Origin of the sequence: Pseudomonas fakonensis (assembly GCF_019139895.1) — a bacterium.
GTDB lineage: Bacteria > Pseudomonadota > Gammaproteobacteria > Pseudomonadales > Pseudomonadaceae > Aquipseudomonas > Aquipseudomonas fakonensis.
This window is the reverse complement of record NZ_CP077076.1, coordinates 4360389-4378771: the sequence shown is the minus strand read 5'-3', so window position 1 is coordinate 4378771 and position 18383 is coordinate 4360389. Positions and strand designations below refer to the sequence as shown.

Here is an 18383-nt window from a genome sequence, read left to right as displayed (position 1 = left end):
GAGTTGAGTCATGGCCGAAGCAGTCGTCGATAACGCCCCCGCCAAAAGCGGCCCGCCAGCAGCCAAGCCGCCGCTGTTCGGCATGGCGTTCCTGGAAAACATTTCGCAGATGCCCATGCTGCGTCAGGTCGGCCTGCTGGTCGGTCTGGCCGCAAGCGTGGCCATCGGTTTTGCCGTCGTGCTGTGGTCGCAGCAGCCGGACTACCGTCCGCTGTATGGCAGCCTGGCCGGCATGGACACCAAGCAGGTCATGGATACCCTGGCCAGCTCCGACATTCCCTATCGCGTGGAGCCGAACTCCGGCGCCCTGCTGGTCAAGGCCGACGACCTCTCCCGTGCGCGCCTTAAACTCGCAGCGGCCGGCGTGGCGCCGAGCGATGGCAATATCGGCTTCGAGCTGCTCGACAAGGAGCAGGGCCTGGGCACCAGCCAGTTCATGGAAGCCACCCGCTACCGCCGTGGCCTGGAAGGCGAACTGGCGCGCACCGTGTCGAGCCTGAACAACGTCAAGGCCGCCCGCGTACACCTGGCCATCCCGAAAAGCTCGGTGTTCGTGCGTGACGAGCGCAAGCCAAGCGCCTCGGTACTGGTCGAGCTGTACCCGGGCCGTGCCCTGGAAGCCGGCCAGGTAATGGCCATCGTCAACCTGGTAGCCACCAGCGTGCCTGAGCTGGACAAGTCCCAGGTGACCGTGGTCGACCAGAAGGGCAACCTGCTCTCCGAGCAGATCCAGGACACCGCCCTGACCATGGCCGGCAAGCAGTTCGACTACAGCCGCCGCATGGAAGGCATGCTCACCCAGCGTGTGCACAACATCCTGCAGCCGGTGCTGGGTAACGACCGCTACAAGGCCGAAGTGTCGGCCGACGTCGACTTCAGCGCGGTGGAGTCCACTTCCGAGCAGTTCAACCCCGACCAGCCGGCCCTGCGCAGCGAGCAGTCGGTCAACGAGCAACGCTCCAGCAGCCAGGGCCCGCAAGGCGTGCCTGGCGCCCTGAGCAACCAGCCGCCAGGCCCGGCCACTGCGCCGCAGACCACTGGCGGTGCCGCCGGCGCGGCAGGCCCGATTCAGCCAGGCCAGCCGCTGGTCGACTCCAACGGCCAGCAGGTCATGGACCCGGCCACCGGCCAGCCGATGCTCGCCCCGTACCCGAGCGACAAGCGCCAGCAAAGCACCAAGAACTTCGAGCTGGACCGCTCCATCAGCCACACCCGCCAGCAGCAGGGTCGCCTGACCCGTCTGTCGGTAGCCGTGGTGGTGGACGACCAGGTCAAGCTCGACGCTGCCAGCGGCGAAGCCACCCGCACCCCTTGGGGCGCCGAGGATTTGGCGCGTTTCACCCGCCTGGTGCAGGACGCGGTGGGCTTCGATGCCAGCCGTGGCGACAGCGTTACCGTGATCAACGTGCCGTTCGCCGCCGACCGTGGCGACGAGCTGGCAGACATTCCGTTCTACTCGCAGCCGTGGTTCTGGGACATCGTCAAGCAGGTGCTGGGCGTGCTGTTCATCCTGGTGCTGGTATTCGGCGTACTGCGTCCGGTGCTCAACAACATCACCGGCGGTGGCAAGCAAGCTGCCGCAGATAGCGACATGGAGCTGGGCGGCATGATCGGTCTGGATGGCGAACTGGCCAACGACCGCGTCAGCCTGGGTGGCCCGACAAGCATTCTGTTGCCGAGCCCGACCGAGGGTTACGAGGCGCAGCTCAACGCAATCAAGGGCCTGGTGGCCGAAGACCCGGGCCGCGTGGCCCAGGTCGTGAAAGAGTGGATCAACGACGATGAGTGACAACCGAGCCGTTACCGCCAAGCTGAGCCGCGTCGACAAAGCGGCCATCCTCCTGCTCTCGCTGGGCGAGACCGATGCTGCGCAGGTGCTGCGCCACATGGGCCCGAAGGAAGTGCAGCGGGTCGGCGTGGCCATGGCGCAGATGGGCAACGTCCATCGCGAACAGGTCGAGCAGGTGATGAGCGAGTTCGTCGAGATCGTCGGCGACCAGACCAGCCTGGGTGTCGGCTCCGACGGCTACATCCGCAAGATGCTCAACCAGGCGCTGGGCGAAGACAAAGCCAACGGCCTGATCGACCGCATCCTGCTGGGCGGCAACACCAGCGGCCTGGACAGCCTCAAGTGGATGGAGCCGCGCGCCGTGGCCGACGTCATCCGCTACGAGCACCCGCAGATCCAGGCCATCGTGGTCGCCTACCTCGACCCCGACCAGGCCGGTGAAGTGCTGAGCAACTTCGACCACAAGGTGCGCCTGGACATCGTCTTGCGCGTATCGTCGCTGAACACCGTACAGCCGGCCGCGCTCAAGGAGCTGAACCAGATCCTCGAGAAGCAGTTCTCGGGCAACTCCAATGCCGCGCGCACCACCCTGGGCGGCATCAAGCGCGCCGCCGACATCATGAACTTCCTCGACAGTTCGGTAGAGGGCGCGCTGATGGACTCGATCCGCGAGATCGACAGCGACCTGTCCGAGCAGATCGAAGACCTGATGTTCGTCTTCAACAACCTGGCCGACGTCGACGACCGTGGTATCCAGGCGCTGCTGCGCGAAGTGTCCTCCGACGTGTTGGTGGTGTCGCTCAAGGGCGCCGACGAGCGGGTCAAGGACAAGATCTTCAAGAACATGTCCAAACGTGCCTCGGAACTGCTGCGCGACGACCTCGAGGCCAAGGGCCCGGTACGGGTCAGCGACGTGGAAACGGCGCAGAAGGAAATCCTCACCATCGCCCGTCGCATGGCCGAGGCCGGCGAGATCGTGCTCGGTGGCAAGGGCGCCGAGGAAATGATTTAAGCGGCGAGCTTCAAGCGACAAGTGACAAGCAACAGCAGGCCGAGTGGGGCTGCTGTTGCTTGCAACTTGAAACTTGAACCTTGTAGCTAACGAGGCTTTTGAGCATGTCCACCACCGAACACCCCAGCGACCTGATCCGCGCCCGCGACCTCGAGGGCGTCGATGTGTGGGCGCTGCCCAGCTTCGACCCGGAGCCCGAACCCGAGCCGGAACCTGAGCCGGAAATCGTCGAGGAGGTCGAGGAGGTACCGCTGGAGGAAGTCCAGCCACTGACCCTCGAAGAACTCGAGGCCATCCGCCAGGAGGCCTACAACGAAGGCTTCGCCACCGGTGAGCGTGAAGGCTTCCACAGCACCCAGCTGAAGGTGCGCCAGGAGGCGGAAGTCGCCCTGGCCGCCAAGCTGGCCAGCCTCGAACAACTCATGCAGCACCTGCTCGAGCCCATCGCCGAACAGGACACCCAGATCGAGAAGGGCCTGGTGCAACTGGTGGCACACATGACCCGTCAGGTGATCGGTCGCGAACTCAAGACCGACTCCAGCCAGATCACCCATGTGTTGCGTGAAGCCCTGAAGCTGCTGCCGATGGGCGCCGACAATATTCGCATTCACCTCAACCCGCAGGACTTCGAGCTGGCCAAGGCCCTGCGCGAGCGGCACGAAGAAAGCTGGAAGCTGCTCGAAGACGAGGCGCTGATGCCTGGTGGCTGCCGCATCGAAACGGCCCACAGCCGCATCGACGCGACCATGGAAACCCGCATCGAAAAGGCCATCGCGCAACTGTACGACCAGTCCCATGACCAGTCGCTGCACCCGGCCGCCCCGGACATTTCGGTAGAGCTGGACGTGCCAGCCGGTGAAGACGATGCGCCTTGACCGCACCAGCTTCGGCAAGCGCCTGGAAAGCTACCAAGGCGCGGTGAAGCTGCCCGACCAGCCGGTGGTCGAAGGCCGCCTGCTGCGTATGGTCGGTCTGACGCTCGAGGCCGAAGGCCTGCGCGCCGCGGTGGGCAGCCGCTGCCTGGTGATCAACGACGACAGCTACCACCCGGTGCAGGTGGAGGCCGAGGTGATGGGCTTTGCCGGCGCCAAGGTGTTCCTCATGCCGGTGGGCAGTATCGTCGGCCTTGCGCCCGGGGCGCGGGTGGTGCCGCTGGACGACAATGGCCGCCTGCCCATGGGCATGAGCATGCTCGGTCGGGTGCTCGACGGCGCCGGCCGCGCGCTGGACGGCAAGGGCGGCATGAAGGCCGAAGACTGGGTGCCGATGGACGGCCCGATCATCAACCCGCTCAACCGCGACCCCATCAGCCAGCCGCTGGACGTGGGCATTCGCAGCATCAACGGCCTGCTCACCGTTGGTCGCGGCCAGCGCCTGGGCCTGTTCGCCGGTACCGGTGTGGGTAAGTCGGTGTTGCTCGGCATGATGACCCGCTTTACCGAGGCCGAGATCATCGTGGTCGGGCTGATCGGCGAGCGGGGCCGCGAGGTGAAGGAGTTCATCGAGCACATTCTCGGTGAAGAAGGGCTCAAGCGTTCGGTGGTGGTGGCATCGCCCGCCGACGATGCGCCGCTGATGCGCTTGCGTGCGGCCATGTACTGCACCCGCATTGCCGAGTATTTCCGCGACAAGGGCAAGAACGTCCTGCTGCTGATGGACTCCTTGACCCGTTTCGCCCAGGCCCAGCGGGAAATCGCCCTGGCCATCGGCGAACCGCCAGCCACCCGTGGCTACCCGCCGTCGGTGTTCGCCAAGCTGCCCAAACTGGTGGAGCGTGCCGGTAACGGCGAGCCCGGCGGTGGCTCGATCACCGCGTTCTATACCGTATTGTCCGAAGGTGACGACCAGCAGGACCCGATCGCCGACTCGGCGCGGGGTGTGCTCGACGGCCACTTCGTGCTGTCGCGCCGGCTGGCCGAAGAGGGCCACTACCCGGCCATCGACATCGAAGCCTCGATCAGTCGGGTCATGCCCCAGGTGGTCGATGCCGATCACCTGCGCCAGGCGCAGAAGCTCAAGCAGCTGTGGTCGCGCCTGTCGCAAAGCCGTGACCTGATCAGCGTCGGTGCCTATGTGGCCGGGGGCGACCCGGAAACCGACCTGGCCATTGCCCTGCAACCGAAAATGGTCGATTACCTGCGCCAGGGCCTGGACGAGAACGTGCCCATGGCCCAGAGCCGCGCCGAGCTCGAAGCGATCTTCACTCCGCCCGGGGCGGGCCGCTAAGCCATGGCCCAGCCAAGTCGCGCCGCGCGCCTGGCGCCGGTGGTGGAAATGGCCGAGGAGGCCGAGCGCAAGGCCGCGCAGCGCCTTGGGCATTTCCAGCAGCAGCTGGCCCAGGCCCAGGCCAAACTGGCCGAGCTTGAAACCTTCCGCGAGGGTTACCAGGCGCAGTGGATCAACCGTGGCGGCACGGGCGTAAACGGTAACTGGCTGGTCAACTACCAGCGCTTTCTCGGCCAGCTGGAAACCGCCATGACCCAGCAGCGCCAGAGCATGGCCTGGCATCAGAACAACCTCAACAACGCCCGCGGCGCCTGGCAGCAGGCTTATGCCCGGGTGGAAGGCCTGCGCAAGCTGGTGCAGCGCTACCTGGACGAAGCTCGGCGCGCCGAAGACAAGCGCGAGCAGCGCCTGCTCGACGAACTGTCCCAGCGCCTGCCCCGGCAAAATCCGCTCTGAGCCGGCTGCACGACGCGGTGGATGGCACCGGCTGCGCCGGTGTTCGCGGCTAAAGCCGCTCCCACAGAAAAACTGCAACTCATTGATTTAACACGGTCCCTGTGGGAAACGGCCTTGTGCCGCGATGGGCTGCGCAGCAGCCCCGGCAGTCTTGCATGAGGCTGAGACCTCGGGGCCGCGTCGCGGCCCATCGCGACACAAGGCCGCTTCCCACAGAGATCGTGGCGTATCTGCGAGACCAGTTCTCTGCGCGACAGCACAAGGCAGGGCAAGCTTGCACCCCGGGGTGCGCACTGCTAAACCTTCCATAAGCCGCATTCGCCATCATCGAAGGAATCGCTCGCATGGCAGTCGAAACTGATTTTTCACAGGACGGAAAAAAGCTGACGATCAAGGTCAAGGGGCGCTTCGATTTCGGCAAGCATCAGGAGTTTCGCGATGCCTACGAGCGCCAGCACCCGGCCCCGGACTCGGTGGTGGTCGACCTGAGGGAGGCCACCTATCTCGACAGTTCGGCGCTGGGCATGCTGCTGTTGCTGCGCGACCACGTCGGCGGCGAGGAGTCGGACATTCGCGTGGTCCATGCCAGCCCCGATGTGCGCAAGATCCTGGCCATCTCCAACTTCGAAAAACTGTTCGATATCAGTTGAGCATCACCATGCCTGACGCCCAGGCGTTGCGTGTGCTGGTGGCCGAGGACGGTGCCACCGACCGGATGCTGCTGGCGCAGATCGTCCGCCGTCAGGGCCACGAGGTGTGCACCGCAGAAAACGGCGAACAGGCGGTGCGCTTGTTTCTCGAGCAGCGCCCGCAGCTGGTGTTGCTGGATGCGCTGATGCCGGTGATGGACGGTTTCGAGGCCGCCCGGCAAATCAAGGCGCTGGCCGGCGAAGCACTGGTGCCGATCATCTTTCTCACCTCGCTCAACGAGGAAGAGGCGCTGGTGCGCTGCCTGGAGGCCGGCGGCGACGATTTCATGGCCAAGCCCTACAGTGCGGTGATTCTGGCGGCGAAGATCCGCGCCATGGACCGCCTGCGCCGGCTGCAGGCCACGGTGCTGGAGCAGCGCGACCAGATCACCCGCCACCACCACCACCTGCTCAACGAGCAGCGGGTGGCCAAGGCGGTGTTCGACAAGGTGGCACATTCCGGCTGCCTGAGCGCGCCAAATATCCGTTATCTGCAGTCGCCCTACGCGTTGTTCAATGGCGATCTGCTGCTGGCCGCGTTTACCCCGAGTGGCGACATGCATGTGCTGCTCGGCGATTTCACCGGCCACGGCCTGCCTGCCGCGGTCGGCGCCATGCCATTGGCGGAGGTGTTCTATGGCATGACCGCCAAGGGCTACGGACTGGTCGAGACGCTGCGCGAGATGAACGCCAAGCTCAAGCGCATCTTGCCGGTGGACATGTTTTGCTGTGCGCTGCTGCTCAACCTGAGTTTCCAGCGTGGCACGGTGGAAGTGTGGAGCGGCGGCATGCCTGATGCCTACCACCTGGCTGAAAATGGCGAGGTGCTGGGGGTGCTGCCAGCGCGCCACCTGCCGCTGGGTATCTTGCCCCCCGAGCAGTTCGACGACAGCACCCATGTGTTGCCACTGACCGAGGGTGAACGGCTGTTGTTGCTGTCCGATGGCGTAGTGGACACTGGCGATGCCCAGGAGCACCTGTTCGGCGTGCACCGCTTGCAGCAAGTGCTGGCCGCCAATCGTGAGCCGGCGCGTTTGTTCGATGAAGTGATGCAGGCCCTGGCGCGCTTTGGCGGCGAGCCGCGGGACGATATCAGCCTGTGCGATGTGCGCATGCTCGGCCCTGACAGCGTGGCGCCGCAGCCGGTGGTGTACTCCGACAGCGGCCGTTCCAGCCCGCTGGACTGGGCCATGGACTTCGAGCTGCGCGGTGACAGCCTGCGCCGCTTCAACCCGGTGCCGTACCTGGTGCAGCTGTTGCAGGAAATTCACGGGCTGAGGCCGGTCAGCGGCATGTTGCACAGTGTGCTCAGCGAGCTGTATTCCAATGCCCTGGAGCACGGGGTGCTGGGGCTGGATTCGTGCCTCAAGCGCGATGCCCAGGGGTTCTCGGAATACTATCGCCAGCGTGGTGAGCGGCTGGCCAGCCGGGTCGAGGGCTTCGTGCGCATTGGCTTGAAGGTGGAACCCCGCGCCCAGGGCGGGCGTCTGATGATCGAGGTGCGCGACAGCGGGGCTGGTTTCGACGTCGCCAGGGTATTGGCGCGCGGCCCGCATGAGCAAGGCTTCAGCGGCCGCGGGCTGAGCCTGGTCAGGCGCCTGGGGTGCACTGCGCAATGGCTTGATGGCGGGCGCCTGGCGCAGGTGACGTTCGATTGGTAGGTGGGCCCGGGCGGTGTGTCGGGCCTTGGTGAAACAGGCTTGATCAGGGAGTGAGCAAGTGGTGGACATGCATATCGATCACAAGGTCCTTAGCGACCTGCGGGAGGTCATGGAAGATGGCTACCTGCAATTGCTGGAAACCTTCCTCGAAGATTCCGAGCGGCGCCTGAGCCAGCTGCACGAGGCCAAGGATGCCGAGGAACTCGGCTTGGCGGCGCACAGCTTCAAGGGCAGCAGCAGCAACATGGGCGCCGTGGGGTTGGCCCGGCTGTGCCAGCAACTGGAGGAGCGGGTGAGGCAGGTGCCGTTGTACGGCATTGAAGACCTGATCAACCGTATCGACCAGGAATACAGCGAGGTGCAGCGCTTTTACCGTAGCGAGCGGCAACGCATTTCGACGGGTTGATGCAAACCTGGCGCGAGTTTTGCTTTTCTTCACCCAGACGTTTTTTAAAGTTTCTGGCGTGGAGATGTTTCAATGCCTGTCGCACCCAACCCATTGCTGCAAGCCGGCCTGTTGAACAAGGCTTCGCGCCCGGTTGCCGGCGCGCCGGACAAATCGCTGCAGCCCACGGCCGATCAGGGCGCAGGCTTCGACAAGGTCATGGCCCGGCAGGGCCGTGACAAGGTTCCGGCACGCGATGACAAGGTGGCCCAGGCGCCTGCCCAACCCAAACCGAAGGACAAGCCCGAGCCTGCCGCCAGCGGCAAGAAGGACGATACCGGCAAGGCCGAGGTTGCCGATGACGGCAACAGCTTGCCAGTCACGGCGGGGGCTGACGACAGCGCCCCGGCTACCCCGGTTGCCGACGCCAGCCAGGCCGGTGATGGCGATGCAACGGCACTGCTGGACTCGGCCCTGGTGGCCGGCCAGGTCACCGATGCCCAGCCGGGCGCGCAGCTGTTGCAGGCCCAGGCAGAGGCCGTTGCGCCGATGTTGCAGTCTGCAGCGCAGCAGCCGCAGCCCGCGCAACAGCCACCGCTGCAGGCGGCCACCGCCGAAGAGTTCGACCCTGCGGCCGACCCGCTGGCCGACATGCCGACCCTGCGCCTGGCCCTCGAGCAGAGCGCCCAGGCCAAGGGCACCACCTCGGCCCATGCCGCCAGCAGCCGCAGCGAAAACACCAGCCAGCAGCCGACTGACCCGAACCAGGCGGCCGTCAATACGTTGGCGAACCTGGTGGGCAAGGCCGAAACCGAACCGGGCAGCTCCGAAGGGGGTGACAAGGCCTTTGCCGGGCTGATCGACGACGGCCTGAAAGACCTCAAGAGCGCCAGCAGCGATACCCGCGTCGACGACTTTGCCAACCGCCTGGCCAGCCTCACCCAGGCTGCCACCGCCAAGACCGCCAATGCCGTGCCAGTGGCCCCGAGCCCCTTGGCGCAACCCCTGGCCATGAATCAGGGCGCCTGGGCCGAAGGCCTGGTCAACCGGGTGATGTACCTGTCCAGCCAGAATCTCAAGTCGGCAGACATCCAGCTGGAGCCGGCCGAGCTCGGGCGCCTGGACATTCGCGTCAATGTCGCGGCGGACCAGTCCACCCAGATTCACTTCGTCAGTGGCCATGCCGGGGTGCGCGACGCCCTCGACAGCCAGGTCCATCGTCTGCGCGAGCTGTTCGCCCAGCAGGGCCTGGCCCAGCCAGACGTGAGCGTGGCTGACCAGTCGCGCGGCCAGCAACAGCAGCAGGCCCAGCAAGATGGCTCGAACCTGTCCGGTGTGGCGGCTCGCCGCGCCGCCAACGGTGCAGGCGAGGGTGGCGAGCTGGCGGATGCCACGCGCCCGGTCGAGCAGCAGGTGGTGATCGGCGACAGCGCGGTCGACTATTACGCCTGATTGCGCCGCCGCTCCCACGCCTGTGGGGGCGGCGGACGTTGTAGAAATTCCCTCCCGGACAAATCTGGCATAACACTTGCTCAAGCCTCGTCATCCTTCTTTGAAACCCTGATGGACGACGGATTATTGGCATGGCGAAGAGCGACGCAGTGAAAGACCCCGCCGCTAAAGGCAAACTCAAGCTGATCCTGCTGGTGGTAGTGGCCCTGCTGCTGGCGGTCGGCCTCTCGGTGGGCGCCACCTGGTTCTTCATGCACAAGAGCGAGTCGGCTCCGGCGCCGGAAGCCGCGGCGAGCAACGTCAAGCAGCCGGCGATCTACGAACCGCTGGCCCCCGCCTTCGTGGTCAACTTCAACCAGAACGGCCGCCAGCGCTACATGCAGCTGAGCATCACCATGCAGGGCCGCAACCAGGCTGACCTGGATGCCCTCAAGGTGCACATGCCGGTGATCCGTAACAACCTGGTGATGATGTTCTCCGGCCAGGGCTTCGACACCTTGTCTGCAAGCCCGGTAGGCCAGGAGATGCTGCGCCAGAAAGCCACCGCGGTGGTGCAGGAAGTGGCGCAGAAGGAAGTCGGCAAGCCGGTCGTCGACCAGTTGCTGTTCACCAATTTCGTATTGCAGTAGGAGCACACAGATGGCCGTGCAGGACCTGCTGTCCCAGGATGAGATCGACGCCCTGCTGCACGGGGTGGACGATGGTCTGGTACAAACCGAGAGCGCTGGCGACCCGGGTAGCATCAAGAGCTACGACCTGACCAGCCAGGACCGTATCGTCCGGGGGCGCATGCCGACCCTGGAGATGATCAACGAGCGTTTTGCCCGTTACACCCGCATCAGCATGTTCAACCTGCTGCGCCGCTCTGCAGATGTGGCGGTGGGTGGCGTGCAGGTGATGAAGTTCGGCGAGTACGTGCATTCGCTGTACGTGCCCACCAGCCTCAACCTGGTGAAGATCAAGCCGCTGCGCGGCACCTCGCTGTTCATCCTCGACGCCAAGCTGGTGTTCAAGCTGGTGGACAACTTCTTTGGTGGCGACGGCCGCCACGCCAAGATCGAGGGGCGTGAGTTCACCCCCACCGAGCTGCGCGTGGTGCGCATGGTGCTGGACCAGTGTTTCGTCGACCTCAAAGAAGCCTGGCAGGCGATCATGCCGGTCAACTTCGAGTACATAAACTCCGAGGTCAACCCGGCCATGGCCAACATCGTCGGCCCCAGCGAGGCGGTGGTGGTATCGACCTTCCACATCGAGCTGGACGGCGGCGGCGGCGACCTGCACGTGACCATGCCGTACTCGATGATCGAGCCGGTGCGCGAAATGCTCGACGCCGGCTTCCAGTCCGACCTGGACGATCAGGACGAGCGTTGGGTCAAGGCCCTGCGCGAGGACGTGCTGGATGTCAGCGTACCGATTTCGGCTACGGTCGCCCGTCGCCAGATGAAACTGCGCGATGTGCTGCACATGCAGCCGGGCGATGTGATCCCGGTGGAGCTGCCCGAGCACCTGGTACTGCGCGCCAATGGCGTGCCGGCGTTCAAGGCGCGCCTGGGCTCGCACAAAGGCACCCTGTCGCTACAGGTCATCGACCCGATCCCGCGCCGCTGATGGCGTGCCGGTCGCACTAAACGAATTGAATGGCTGTCGAGGAAATCATGGCTAACGAAAACGAGATCAACTCGCCCGAAGAGCAGGCCCTGGCCGACGAGTGGGCAGCAGCACTGGAAGAAACCGGCGACGCCGGCCAGTCCGACATCGATGCACTGCTGGCCGCTGATGGCCATGGCAGCGCCATGGCGATGGAAGAGTTCCCCAGCTCGCCGAAACCCAGCGAAAACGTCAGCCTCGAAGGCCCCAACCTGGACGTGATCCTGGACATTCCAGTGAGCATCTCGATGGAAGTGGGCAGCACCGAGATCAACATCCGTAACCTGCTGCAGCTCAACCAGGGTTCGGTGATCGAGCTCGACCGCCTGGCCGGCGAGCCGCTGGACGTGCTGGTCAACGGCACCCTGGTCGCCCACGGCGAGGTGGTGGTGGTCAACGAGAAGTTCGGCATCCGCCTGACCGACGTGATCAGCCCCAGCGAACGCATCAAGAAGCTGCGCTGAGTGAAGGGCAGGGTGCGGGCCCTCGCGGCCCTGGTGGCTTTGCTGGCCGGCGAAGCGGCGATTGCCGCAGCCCAACCTGCCGTCGCATCTGCCGCCGCCGCTGCTACGGCCCCTGCGCCAGGTGGCCTGGGCGCGCAGCTGGCGCAGACGGTACTGGGTTTGCTGGTGGTGGTCGGGCTGATCTTCGTGTTGGCCTGGCTGTTGCGGCGCATGCAGGGCAGTGCCCAGCGCGGCGCGCCAGTGATCGAGATCGTCGGCACCCGCGCCATTGGCCCGCGTGATCGTTTACTGCTGGTACAGGTAGGCAAGGAGCAGATCCTGATCGGCCACACGCCGGGCAGCATCGAGGCCCTGCATGTGCTGGCCGAGCCTGTCGAGGTGCCCGCTGCGGCGCGCCAGGCCACGCCGGAATTCGCCCAGCGGCTGCTCGAGCTGATGGGCAAGGATCAAAAGGACAAGACGTGATGAAGGGCGCCCCGCGCTTGCTGTTGACCCTGGCGCTGTTGCTGGCTGCGCCGCTGGCCCTGGCCGCCGACCCGCTGTCGATCCCGGCCATCACCCTGTCCAATGGTGCGGACGGGCAGCAGGAGTATTCGGTCAGCCTGCAGATTCTGCTGATCATGACGGCGCTGAGCTTCATCCCGGCGTTCGTCATCCTGATGACCAGCTTCACCCGCATCATCATCGTGTTCTCCATCCTGCGCCAGGCCCTGGGCCTGCAGCAGACGCCTTCGAACCAGGTGCTCACCGGCATGGCGCTGTTCCTGACCATGTTCATCATGGCGCCGGTGTTCGACAAGGTGAACACCCAGGCCATCCAGCCTTACCTGGCCGAGCAGATGACCGCCCAGCAAGCCATCGAAACGGCCCAGGGCCCGCTCAAGGACTTCATGCTGGCGCAGACCCGGCAGAGCGACCTGGACCTGTTCGTGCGCCTGTCCAAGCGCACCGACCTGGCCGGCCCCGACCAGGTGCCGCTGACCATCCTGGTGCCGGCGTTCGTTACTTCCGAGCTGAAAACCGCGTTCCAGATCGGCTTCATGATCTTCATTCCGTTCCTGATCATCGACATGGTGGTGGCCAGTGTGCTGATGGCCATGGGTATGATGATGCTGTCGCCGCTGATCATCTCGTTGCCGTTCAAGATCATGCTGTTCGTGTTGGTGGACGGCTGGGCGCTGATCATGGGCACCCTTGCCGGCAGTTTCGGCGGCGTCTGACGCCGCCCAGGAGAGCGACCCATGACCCCTGAAGTTGCTGTCGACCTGTTCCGCGACGCCCTGTGGCTGACTACCCTGATGGTGGCCATCCTGGTGGTACCCAGCCTGCTGGTGGGCCTGGTGGTGGCGATGTTTCAGGCTGCCACGCAAATCAACGAGCAGACCCTGAGCTTCCTGCCGCGCCTGCTGGTGATGCTGGTCACCCTGATCGTCGCCGGCCCTTGGCTGGTGCAGAAGTTCATGGAGTACATCACCGGCCTTTACACCAGCATCCCGCAGCTGATCGGTTGACGCCGCCATGCTGGAGCTGACCGACGCGCAGATCGGCACCTGGGTCGCCACCTTCATCCTGCCGATGTTCAGGGTGATGGGCGTGCTGATGACCATGCCGATCATCGGCACCAAGATGCTGCCGGCGCGGGTGCGCCTGTATGTGGCGGTGGCCATTACCGTGGTGATCGTGCCGGGGCTGCCGGCGTTGCCCCAGATCGACCCGCTGAGCCTGCGCGGCGTGCTGTTGTGCGCCGAGCAGGTGATCGTGGGTGCGCTGTTCGGTTTTTCGCTGCAGTTGCTGTTCCAGGCGTTCGTCATTGCCGGGCAGATCATTGCCGTGCAGATGGGCATGGCCTTCGCTTCGATGGTAGACCCGGCCAACGGCGTCAACGTGGCGGTGGTCAGCCAGTTCATGACCATGTTGGTGAGCGTGCTGTTCTTGCTGATGAACGGCCATCTGGTGGTGTTCGAGGTGTTGACCGAAAGCTTCACCACCCTGCCCATCGGCAGTGCCCTGGTGGTCAACCACTTCTGGGAGATGGCTGGGCGCATGGGCTGGGTGCTCGGCGCCGGCCTTTTGTTGATTCTGCCGGCAATCGCTGCCCTGCTGGTGGTCAACATCGCCTTCGGCGTGATGACCCGCGCCGCGCCGCAACTGAACATCTTCTCCATCGGCTTCCCGCTTACCCTGGTGCTGGGCCTTGGCATCTTCTGGGTCGGGCTGGCCGATATTCTTTCCCATTACCAGGCACTGGCCAGCGAAGCGCTGCTGTGGCTGCGTGAGCTGGCGCGGGCGGGCTGAGCATGGCTGAGAGCGAGAGCGGTCAGGACAAGACAGAAGAACCCACCGACAAACGCAAGCGCGACGCGCGCGAAAAAGGTGAGATCGCCCGCTCCAAGGAGCTCAACACGGTCGGTGTGACGCTGGCCGGTGCCGGCGGCCTGCTGGCGTTCGGCGGTTACCTTGCCGAGTCGCTGATGGCGATGATGCGCATGAACTTCAGCCTCACCCGCGAGGTGATCGTTGATGAGCGCAGCATGGGCGCCTTCTTGCTGGCCTCGGGCAAGATGGCCATCTGGGCGGCGCAGCCGGTGCTGATCCTGCTGTTCGTGGTGGCCTTCGTCGCGCCCATCGCCCTGGGTGGTTTTTTGTTCTCCGGCAGCCTGCTGCAGCCCAAATTCAGCCGCATGAACCCGTTGTCGGGGATCAAGCGGATGTTCTCGATGAATGCCTTGACCGAGCTGCTCAAGGCCCTGGCCAAGTTCTTCGTGATCCTGCTGGTGGCCTTGGTGGTGCTGAGCAACGATCGCCAGGCGTTGCTGGCGATTGCCAACGAGCCGCTGGAGCAGGCGATCATCCACAGCGTGCAGGTGGTGGGTTGGAGTGCCTTGTGGATGTCGGCGGGCTTGCTGCTGATTGCGGCGGCGGACGTGCCGTTCCAGCTGTGGCAGACCCACAAGAAGCTGAAGATGACCAAGCAGGAGATCAAGGACGAGTACAAGGACAGCGAGGGCAAGCCCGAGGTCAAGCAACGTATTCGCCAGCTGCAGCGGGAGATGTCGCAGCGGCGCATGATGGCAGCGGTGCCGGAGGCTGACGTGATCATCACCAACCCGACGCACTATGCGGTGGCTTTGCAGTACGACCCGGAGAAGGGCGGGGTAGCGCCGTTGCTGCTGGCCAAGGGTACCGATTTCATTGCCTTGAAGATTCGCGAGATCGGGGTGGAGCACAAGGTGCAGATCCTCGAGTCGCCGGCCCTGGCGCGGGCTATCTATTACTCCACCGAGCTTGAGCAGGAGATCCCGGCCGGGTTGTACCTGGCGGTGGCGCAGGTGTTGGCCTATGTGTTCCAGATTCGCCAGTACCGGGCTGGCAAGGGCAAGGCGCCTGATCCGTTGAAGAAGGATTTGCCGATTCCTGATGATTTGCGGCGGGATGAGTGATTGTTGGTTTGCTTTGATAGTTGTATGCTCATTCATTTGCGGTGGTGACGCTTATTCACCTTTCCGCCCTTACGGCGGCTCACTTTTTGAGGGATCAAAAAGTAAGCAAAAAATCCTCGCTCCATTCATCCGGCCCCTGCGCTTCGCTCCGGGGTTCCCTCACTCCGGGCTTGCTCCGGGGGTACGCGCCGACGGGCCGTCCCTGGCCCGATCGGCGCTCGACCGGCATCCATGCCGGTCGCCCCCCCTACGCAATCCCTGCGTTCGGCCTCCTGAAGTCGCGAAGTTAGGGGCGGCGCCTGGGAGTACGCAGCTCGGTCGCTAGTTGCCACCGTGGGACCTCAGGATTTGATCGCGGGGCAAGTCGCAGCGGCGCACCGCCGCTCCCACGCCAGAACTTGGCGCGCACAACTTGCGTGGGAGCGGGCTTGCCCCGCGATGGCGTCAGAACAAACAACACATCAATAACAATCAAACCAATATCCCAGCTGTTGATCTGGCTCTTGATCTTGCTTCTAAGCGCGCGGAAGTTCAGACAACACAAATCGCGACTTCAGGAGGCCGAGCGTAGGGATTGCGTAGGAGGGCGACCGGCATGGATGCCGGTCGAGCGCCGATCGGGCCAGGGACGGCCCGTCGGCGCGTACCTCCGGAGCAAGCCCGGAGCGAGGGAACCCCCGAAGCGCAGCGTAGGGGGCCGGATGATGGGAGCAGGGATTTTTTGGTGACTTTTTGATCCTTCAAAAAGTTACCCGCCGTAAGGGCGGAAAGGTGACGAAAAGCGCTCATCGTCAATGAATGCGCATACATCTCCAAAAGCAATCACCATAAGCCCCGAACCCGAACCCGAACCCGAACCTGAACGAACCGAACCGAACGAACCTGAACCCGAACCCGAACCCGGAACCCGAACCCGCCTAACCCCCCCCGATTTCCCCTCACCCAAAAAAGTTGGAAAGCTTCTTGCAAAGCCAGCGCCAGGCGCCACGCAGGCGTCAAAGTTTTGCTTGAAGAGGACTCGCGGTGGATCGCACTCAGTTAATCAGCAGCGCCCGTAACAACCTGGCCGGTCTCGGTCGGGGCAATCTCGGCGTGCCGCTGCTGCTGCTGGTGATGTTGGCAATGATGATGTTGCCGATACCACCGTTCCTGCTCGACGTGTTCTTCACCTTCAACATCGCCCTGTCGATCGTGGTCCTGCTGGTCTGCGTGTACGCCCTGCGCCCGCTGGACTTCGCCGCCTTCCCCACCATCCTGCTGGTGGCCACCCTGCTGCGCCTGGCGCTGAACGTCGCCTCCACCCGCGTGGTCATGCTCCACGGCCAGGAAGGTCATGGCGCCGCGGGCAAGGTCATCCAGGCCTTCGGTGAAGTGGTGATCGGCGGTAACTACGTGGTCGGTGCGGTGGTGTTCGCCATCCTCATGATCATCAACTTCGTGGTGGTGACCAAAGGTGCCGGGCGTATCTCCGAGGTGAGCGCGCGCTTCACCCTCGACGCCATGCCCGGCAAACAGATGGCCATCGATGCCGACCTCAACGCCGGCCTGATCGACCAGGCCCAGGCCAAGGCGCGCCGCGCCGAGGTGGCCCAGGAGGCCGAGTTCTACGGCTCGATGGACGGTGCCAGCAAGTTCGTGCGCGGTGACGCCATCGCCGGCCTGCTGATCCTCTTCATCAACCTCATCGGCGGCATGCTCATCGGCATGCTGCAGCACGGCATGACCTTCAGTGATGCTGGCAAGATCTACGCCCTGCTGACCATCGGTGACGGTTTGGTGGCGCAATTGCCATCACTGCTGCTGTCCACCGCCGCCGCGATCATGGTCACCCGTGCCTCGGGCTCCGAGGACATGGGCAAGCTGATCAACCGGCAGATGTTCGATTCGCCCAAGGCGCTGGCTGTTTCGGCGGCCATCATGATAGTGATGGGCCTGGTGCCGGGCATGCCGCACATCGCCTTCCTCAGCCTGGGCGCCGTGGCCGGCGGCGCTGCCTATCTGGTGTGGAAGAAGCAGCAGAAGGCCAAGGCCGTGGCCCTGCAAGAGGTCCAGCGCCAGCAGGAGCTGCTGCCATCGCCGCAGCGCGCCATGGAAACCAAGGAGCTGGGCTGGGACGACGTCAACCCCATCGACATGATCGGCCTGGAAGTCGGCTACCGGCTGATTCCGCTGGTCGACCGCAACCAGGGTGGCCAGTTGCTGGCGCGGATCAAGGGCGTGCGCAAAAAATTGTCCCAGGACCTGGGCTTCCTGATGCCCACCGTGCACATTCGCGACAACCTCGACCTGCAGCCCAGCGCCTATCGTCTGACGCTGATGGGGGTGATCCTGGCCGAAGCCGAGATCTACCCGGACCGCGAGCTTGCCATCAACCCAGGCCAGGTGTACGGCACCCTCAACGGCATCGCTGCCCGTGACCCGGCGTTTGGCCTGGAGGCGGTGTGGATCGACCTGGCTCAGCGCGCCCAGGCGCAGTCGCTGGGCTACACCGTGGTCGATGCCAGTACCGTGGTCGCTACCCACCTCAACCAGATCCTGCAGAAGCACTGCCATGAGCTGATCGGCCATGAGGAAGTTGTGCAATTGCTGCAGGTGCTGGCCAAGGCCTCGCCGAAGCTGGCTGAAGAAGTGGTGCCGGGCGTCATTTCCTTGTCGGGGCTGCTGAAGGTTCTGCAGGCGCTGCTGTCCGAGCAGGTGCCGGTGCGTGACATCCGCAGCATTGCCGAAGCCATCGCCAACAATGCCGCCAAGAGTCAAGATACCGCCGCGCTGGTGGCCGCCGTGCGTGTCGGCCTGTGCCGCGCAATCGTGCAAAGCATTGTCGGCGTTGAGTCCGAGCTGCCTGTGATCACCTTGGAGCCAAGGTTGGAACAGATCTTGCTCAATAGTCTGCAAAGGGCCGGGCAGGGTCAGGAAGATGGTGTTCTTCTTGAACCGAGCATGGCCGAAAAGCTTCAGCGTTCGTTGATCGAGGCAGCCCAGCGCCAGGAAATGCAGGGCTTGCCGGCCATCCTTCTGGTTGCCGGCCCGATCCGAGCCATGCTGTCGCGCTTCGGCCGCCTGGCTGTACCGAATTTGCATGTTTTGGCGTATCAGGAAATACCTGACAACAAGCAAGTCACCATCGTTGCCACCGTGGGGCCTAATGGCTGAGGTAGTGGG

The 18383-nt window shown here is 64.3% G+C and carries 18 protein-coding genes; all 18 read left to right on the top strand.

The features are described 5' to 3' along the window. The first annotated feature begins 10 nt into the window (after nt 1–10). The 18 genes from fliF to flhA all read left to right on the top strand — a co-directional run bounded on the left by fliF (nt 11) and on the right by flhA (nt 18374). Entirely contained in the window at nt 11–1789 is a 1779-nt protein-coding gene (fliF, locus tag KSS94_RS19195; RefSeq protein WP_217839656.1) for a flagellar basal-body MS-ring/collar protein FliF, read from the top strand. Continuing rightward, nucleotides 1782–2801 (top strand): flagellar motor switch protein FliG, encoded by a 1020-nt coding sequence (gene fliG, locus KSS94_RS19190; protein ID WP_217839655.1) that lies wholly within the window; start codon nt 1782–1784, stop codon nt 2799–2801. The genes fliF and fliG overlap by 8 nt, the downstream gene beginning before the upstream one ends. Nucleotides 2802–2905: 104 nt before the next feature. Continuing rightward, complete coding sequence (gene fliH, locus KSS94_RS19185; protein WP_217839654.1) at nt 2906–3676, top strand: flagellar assembly protein FliH; 771 nt, start codon at nt 2906–2908, stop codon at nt 3674–3676. Next, a complete protein-coding gene (gene fliI, locus KSS94_RS19180) occupies nt 3666–5027 on the top strand; it encodes a flagellar protein export ATPase FliI (protein WP_217839653.1) in 1362 nt (453 codons plus the stop codon). The genes fliH and fliI overlap by 11 nt, the downstream gene beginning before the upstream one ends. Nucleotides 5028–5030: 3 nt before the next feature. Continuing rightward, nucleotides 5031–5483: a flagellar export protein FliJ gene (fliJ, locus tag KSS94_RS19175; RefSeq protein ID WP_217839652.1), complete on the top strand. Its 453-nt coding sequence runs from the start codon at nt 5031–5033 to the stop codon at nt 5481–5483. Between the two features lie 344 nt (nt 5484–5827). Beyond that, nucleotides 5828–6133 (top strand): STAS domain-containing protein, encoded by a 306-nt coding sequence (locus KSS94_RS19170; RefSeq protein ID WP_217839651.1) that lies wholly within the window; start codon nt 5828–5830, stop codon nt 6131–6133. 8 nt (nt 6134–6141) lie between these two features. Next, nucleotides 6142–7833: an ATP-binding SpoIIE family protein phosphatase gene (locus KSS94_RS19165; RefSeq protein WP_217839650.1), complete on the top strand. Its 1692-nt coding sequence runs from the start codon at nt 6142–6144 to the stop codon at nt 7831–7833. Nucleotides 7834–7891: 58 nt separating this feature from the next. Next, on the top strand, nt 7892–8239 hold the full coding sequence (locus KSS94_RS19160) for an Hpt domain-containing protein (protein WP_217839649.1): 348 nt from the start codon (nt 7892–7894) through the stop codon (nt 8237–8239). Nucleotides 8240–8311: 72 nt separating this feature from the next. Next, entirely contained in the window at nt 8312–9670 is a 1359-nt protein-coding gene (locus tag KSS94_RS19155) for a flagellar hook-length control protein FliK (protein ID WP_217839648.1), read from the top strand. A gap of 131 nt (nt 9671–9801) precedes the next feature. Then, on the top strand, nt 9802–10299 hold the full coding sequence (gene fliL / locus KSS94_RS19150) for a flagellar basal body-associated protein FliL (protein WP_217839647.1): 498 nt from the start codon (nt 9802–9804) through the stop codon (nt 10297–10299). A gap of 10 nt (nt 10300–10309) precedes the next feature. Next, complete coding sequence (fliM, locus tag KSS94_RS19145) at nt 10310–11278, top strand: flagellar motor switch protein FliM (RefSeq protein WP_217839646.1); 969 nt, start codon at nt 10310–10312, stop codon at nt 11276–11278. 47 nt (nt 11279–11325) lie between these two features. Next, the gene (fliN, locus tag KSS94_RS19140) at nt 11326–11781 is read left to right on the top strand and encodes a flagellar motor switch protein FliN (protein ID WP_217839645.1); all 456 of its coding nucleotides are present in this window, start codon (nt 11326–11328) and stop codon (nt 11779–11781) included. Beyond that, complete coding sequence (gene fliO, locus KSS94_RS19135) at nt 11782–12246, top strand: flagellar biosynthetic protein FliO (protein WP_217839644.1); 465 nt, start codon at nt 11782–11784, stop codon at nt 12244–12246. It abuts the gene before it with no gap. Beyond that, nucleotides 12246–13001: a flagellar type III secretion system pore protein FliP gene (fliP, locus tag KSS94_RS19130; protein WP_217839643.1), complete on the top strand. Its 756-nt coding sequence runs from the start codon at nt 12246–12248 to the stop codon at nt 12999–13001. The genes fliO and fliP overlap by 1 nt, the downstream gene beginning before the upstream one ends. 21 nt (nt 13002–13022) lie before the next feature. After that, complete coding sequence (fliQ, locus tag KSS94_RS19125) at nt 13023–13292, top strand: flagellar biosynthesis protein FliQ (protein WP_016393817.1); 270 nt, start codon at nt 13023–13025, stop codon at nt 13290–13292. Nucleotides 13293–13299: 7 nt separating this feature from the next. Further along, nucleotides 13300–14076 (top strand): flagellar biosynthetic protein FliR, encoded by a 777-nt coding sequence (gene fliR / locus KSS94_RS19120; RefSeq protein ID WP_217839642.1) that lies wholly within the window; start codon nt 13300–13302, stop codon nt 14074–14076. A 2-nt stretch (nt 14077–14078) separates the two neighbouring features. Further along, the gene (gene flhB / locus KSS94_RS19115; protein ID WP_217839641.1) at nt 14079–15221 is read left to right on the top strand and encodes a flagellar biosynthesis protein FlhB; all 1143 of its coding nucleotides are present in this window, start codon (nt 14079–14081) and stop codon (nt 15219–15221) included. Nucleotides 15222–16244: 1023 nt separating this feature from the next. Continuing rightward, the gene (flhA, locus tag KSS94_RS19110) at nt 16245–18374 is read left to right on the top strand and encodes a flagellar biosynthesis protein FlhA (protein ID WP_217839640.1); all 2130 of its coding nucleotides are present in this window, start codon (nt 16245–16247) and stop codon (nt 18372–18374) included. Nucleotides 18375–18383: the final 9 nt, after the last annotated feature.